The organism is Streptomyces sp. DH12 (genome assembly GCF_020873895.1).
Classification (GTDB): Bacteria; Actinomycetota; Actinomycetes; order Streptomycetales; family Streptomycetaceae; genus Streptomyces.
This window is the reverse complement of record NZ_JAHWGT010000356.1, coordinates 1-666: the sequence shown is the minus strand read 5'-3', so window position 1 is coordinate 666 and position 666 is coordinate 1. Positions and strand designations below refer to the sequence as shown.

The window sequence follows — 666 nt, the reverse complement described above, 5'->3', positions numbered from 1 at the left end:
AGCTGGACCAGCTCCTCGTGGGGGAGGGATATGCGCAGCACCCAGGGCAGGGCGTTCGTCCGGCTCGGGGACTGGTCGGCGCGCAGGTTCCCGGCCCATTCGTCGTACCAGTGCCGCAGCCGTTGCTGCAGGCGGGCGGGGTGGGAGAGCAGCGGGGAACGGGAGTCGGTCCCGGCGGGGGGCGCGCCGGTGTCGGCGCCCCGGTCGAGCAGGGGTGCGTCGGCCGCCGCCACGCCGGCCACGATCAGCAGGGGGTCCAGTTCGCTTCGGCGGCTGCGGACGTCGCTGACCGCCTTGATCAGCTCGATGCCGCCGTTCTCCCGGCTCACCTGGCGCAGGATCAGCACCGGCGGCCGGGTCCGTTTCAGGCCGCGCAGGTCCCAGCTCGCGCGCCGGTGGTTGTCCCGCAGGTCCTCGAAGAGCGCCAGCACGTACAGCTGGAGGGGGAAGACGCCGCCCTCGCGCATGGCCTCTGCGACGTCGTAGGCGCGGGCGGCGATGGCGCGCCAGGAACGGACGGGCCGCAGCAGCCGCACGCTGGTCGACTGCCGACGGGCCGCGGACTGGAGGAACGTCGTGGTCAGGAACCAGCGGCTCTCCCTGCGCAGCCATAAGAAGAGTGGTGCGCGCCCGGGCACGTGGTTCAGCGCGGCCAGCAGGATCATC

General features: G+C 73.1%; 1 pseudogene. It reads right to left on the bottom strand.

Annotation, left to right across the window (positions count from 1 at the left end):
* Nucleotides 1–666: pseudogene (locus LPA54_RS34525) on the bottom strand (ABC transporter substrate-binding protein); the annotation flags it as partial.